We start from the raw sequence: 3978 nt of genomic DNA, 5'->3' as shown, positions 1-3978 counted from the left end.
GATATTTGGCGTTGTAACCTACGTCTTTTCTTTTCTATTTTCTTAATCTTACTTGTTTTGTTAATATTTTTGTATGGATTATCCCTATCACTACATATAGCCAAATCTTTTACGCCCAGGTCAATACCTACTCCATTATTACTAGGCTCTTGTATCACGGAATTATCTTCAATTCCAATACTAATCCACCAATTCATACCATCGAATGAGATACGTGGATTGGAGTATTTTACATCTGTTGGGATTCTTCCACTCTCCGCAAGCCTAATCCAATTCAACTTTTGTTTATTCTTTTTTTTGCTAGAAGAAAACCCTTCTACCTTTATATGAGTATTTGTCAATTTAATCTTGCAGTTGTCTTGGTAAAAGCTAGGTTTTGATTTTCTTTTACTCTTAAATCTAGGATATTGTGAATAACCTTTAAAGAATTTTTTATAAGAATCACAGGCATCTTTAATAGCTTGTTTGGTTACGTTATTACTCACATCATTTAACCACCTATATCCTTCTGTTTTCTTTAGCTGGGTAAACTCTTTTCTTAAATCGTTGTCTGATAGAAATTTATTACCTAGCTTATGATTTTCATTTTCTCTAGCTAATCCCCAGTTATAAGCAAATCTAGCCGTATTGGCATATTGGAATAACTTAGTTTTTTGTTTGTTGTTCGGCACCAACATTACTTTTATTGATTTTATCATCTTCTTCACCGCCTATAAGTTCTTTAACCAACTTTCTAGCTTTATTTGCACGTTTATCTTGTGCAGTTAGATATAATTTCATATTCTCAATTTGCCTTTGTAGGTCATCTTTTTGTTTGTTGCTTGATAATCTACAATATCCTATAACTTTTCTATCAAGGTTTGGTTTTACTCCTGTTACTTGATTGAGCTGTTCATGAGAATAATATCTATACCCATTACTAGAAGTGTGATGGGGTGAAGCTTTCCATTGTTATCCCAATTTCTTAATGTTTGTGGCGATACACCCAATATTTTTGAAAACTCATTAATAGAATAATATTTACCCATCTTAACCACTCCTTTTATTTGTTAATATTATTCTATTGCAAAATTTATAAAATTCAACGCCTACTTATAACTTTTTATAAGTTACCCTTAACTGTTCATAACCTCCTAATTTTATAATTTTATAAGATTATAGTATAATTTAACATCGAAGTAAATAAATATCCGTTACTAAATTCTTAATAAAATAACACTGCACCACCCCCTCCCCCAACAAGTTTAGTCTCCTACAAGATATAACAACGCCTTTATGCAATGAATAAAAGTGCTATAAAACTAAAATTCGATTAGTTCTATAGCACTTTTTGTATAGGTAAATTTACTTGTTTATTTCTTAAGACTATTTATACCTTTTATGATAATCGCACTCATTCAATGTAACTTAAGCCTAATCCTAGTCTACAAAATAACTTAAGTAGCCATCGTTATGGTCATAGGTCTTTGTGAAGGATTGAATAAGCTGTATCGCTTGTTCTTCTTGAATCACTTTTTTTCCTGTTTGAGTAGCCATACCCATCCCAATAACATGCACTTTGATTAATGTATAATATAACAACATCCACTCATAGCTTTCAATGGGTGTTGCACCATCGAGAGGTATACAACGTTCATAAATATAATTCACTAAGTAATTTTCTAAGATATGGCCTTTTTGCTCTAAGAAGTCTTTGAAGCAACCTCTTTCTCCTTTTATATACAGCTTATAAGCTTGTTGAAGTGTTGTCTCTCCTGTAAGGCCTAACCCTTCTAGCATTTGATGTAAGCAAGCCTCATAACGCTCTGATGGTAGTTCCATATCTTGTTGGAGGAAGTAGAGTCTTTCAATCAGAATACCTGCATCTACTTCTCTTTCCCCTTTAAACTTCTCACCTGTATATTTTTCAATAAAGCTTGGGACTTCTTTCACTTTGCCCTTTTGTGCAAGCTCTGTAACACCTAACATAAGTCCCTCTACATGCGTAAGCCTTTCTTCTAAGCCATAAGCTCTATTTTGAAGAAGACTGATTGCTTTATCTCTAATCATAAAGAAATAGTCTTGCCATTCTCTTGGTTTTTCCACGTTCAAGTCTACATCGGCACTGATGATGCCCTCATAAACAAGTTGTTCAGACTCACTAAATGTCATAGGCGCCTTTTGAAGTAATATCTGGCGTGCCGCCTCTGGACAAGAGAAAGTCATAGAGTACTCTATCGTATTATGAATTCTGTTTAAAGTTCTTGGGTATAGACCACATGTATGACTTAAGTGGTCTTCTCCTAAACCACTGTAAATGTCACATAAGCCACCTTCACTTAAAAAAGCACAACGATTATTTTTGAGTTGAATTTCTGCTGCAAACGCATCTGTTGCTTTTTGTTTACGGTCTACGATATCTTGATTCATTCTATTTTTAAGTGTTTCATGCTCTACCTTTTTATATTTAGCGTAGGTGCCTGCATCTACTTCTATACACCAGCCTGCACAGCAAGTATCTTCACATTTCCCGCCGATACATTTGAAATCTTTTAAATAAGAAGGCACGACACGCTTGTATTGTTTTTGTTCTGACATAAATGGAATCTCCTTAAAATTACATGATGTTCTTATTGTATCGGATTTTGCAAGAAATCTCTACCCTCTATTATTAGAAAACCTTGTGTGACTACACTCATCTAAGCACTCTTCTAAAAGAAGCTGACACTTTCTTTTAGGCCGGTACTTTATAAAATAGCAAAAGACTCCCAATCGGAGTCTTTTACTTATTGTGCATACGCTATATTGGTTTGTTCTTGTGCATCTTCTTTTTTATAAAGTATTTTTAAGATAATAGGTGTTGTAACAGAAGAAACTATTACAAGGAAAATAACTGCAGTAAAGAGACTTGGATCCATCAGTCCTGCACTTAGTCCTTTTTGAGCAACAATAAGCGCAACTTCTCCTCGTGCCATCATCCCTACACCTACGCGAAGTGCCTCATGACTGGAGAACCCTATCAGTTTTGCACCTATTCCACATCCTACTATTTTAGTTAAAAGTGCAACGACTACAAACCCTACTGAGAACAGGAGTACCATTGTCGTTACACCAGTAATTTCTGTTTTAAGTCCAATGCTTGTGAAGAAAATAGGACTAAATAACATATAGGAATTAATATCTATCTTTTCCACAATATACTCTGAAGACTGAATGTTACATAGAATAATCCCAGCTACAAAAGCGCCTGTAATATCTGCAATTCCAAAATAATGCTCAGCTACATAGGCAAGTACTAAACAAAGTACAAAACCATAAATAGGTATTCTTCTTCTATGAGGATATTTCTTATCAAAATACTTGAAAAGATAATTGATTGCTATACCGCCAATAGCTGCTAGCCCAAAGAAAGCCACTGTATTAAAAACTACTTTCATAGGTTCTGCTGCTGGATTTTTAAGTCCAATGACGAAGGTTAATAAGATAATACCGATTACATCATCTACAATAGCCGCACTTAAAATGGCAGTGCCTACTTTACCTTTTAATTTCCCCATTTCACGTAATGTCTCAACTGTAATACTTACAGATGTAGCCGTAATAATAATTCCTATAAAGATTGCCTTATAGAATGCCTCACTGCCTACAGCTGCAAAACCATGGAAACCTGAATAAAGTAAGTAGCCACCGCCTAAAGGTACAATGACACCTAATGCTGCAATGCACAAGGAGGCCACACCTGTATGTTTAAGTTCCTTTAAATCTGTTTCAAGCCCAGCTGTAAACATAAGCATAATTACACCTAGTTCAGCCATCTTAACTAAAAAGTCACTCTCATTCACAATCCCTAACACATTTGGTCCTATTACAAGCCCAGCGATTAAAATCCCTACTACTTGAGGTAAATGGATTTTTCTAAATGCAATACCAAATAATTTTGAGGCAATTAGTATAATCGCTAGGTCTAAAAAGAATTCATAAGAAAGCATATCATTTCCC

3 protein-coding genes and 1 pseudogene are annotated in these 3978 nt (G+C 34.5%); all 4 read right to left on the bottom strand.

All coding sequences use genetic code 11. The features are described 5' to 3' along the window. Window positions 1-698: RNA-guided endonuclease InsQ/TnpB family protein (locus RRY75_RS13990; RefSeq protein WP_332717373.1), on the bottom strand; the 698-nt coding region annotated here is incomplete at its 3' end. Between the two features lie 58 nt (window positions 699-756). Next, window positions 757-1028 (bottom strand): annotated as a pseudogene (locus tag RRY75_RS13985) (MerR family DNA-binding transcriptional regulator); the annotation flags it as partial. 391 nt (window positions 1029-1419) lie between these two features. Further along, window positions 1420-2577, bottom strand: a complete 1158-nt coding sequence (gene fliB, locus RRY75_RS13980) for a flagellin lysine-N-methylase (protein WP_332527862.1) — start codon at window positions 2575-2577, stop codon at window positions 1420-1422. A gap of 188 nt (window positions 2578-2765) precedes the next feature. After that, the coding region (locus tag RRY75_RS13975; protein WP_332717368.1) for a cation:proton antiporter at window positions 2766-3978 on the bottom strand (1213 nt) is incomplete at its 5' end.

The sequence above is a fragment of the Niameybacter sp. genome, assembly GCF_036655075.1.
Classification (GTDB): Bacteria; Bacillota; Clostridia; order Lachnospirales; family Cellulosilyticaceae; genus Holtiella.
Note: the sequence above shows the minus strand (reverse complement) of the source record. Positions and strands in the feature narration are given on the sequence as shown.

Coding starts and splice junctions, on each gene's coding strand:
- fliB (WP_332527862.1), bottom strand. CDS start 2,577: ATGTCAGAACAAAAACAATACAAGCGTGTCGTGCCTTCTTATTTAAAA.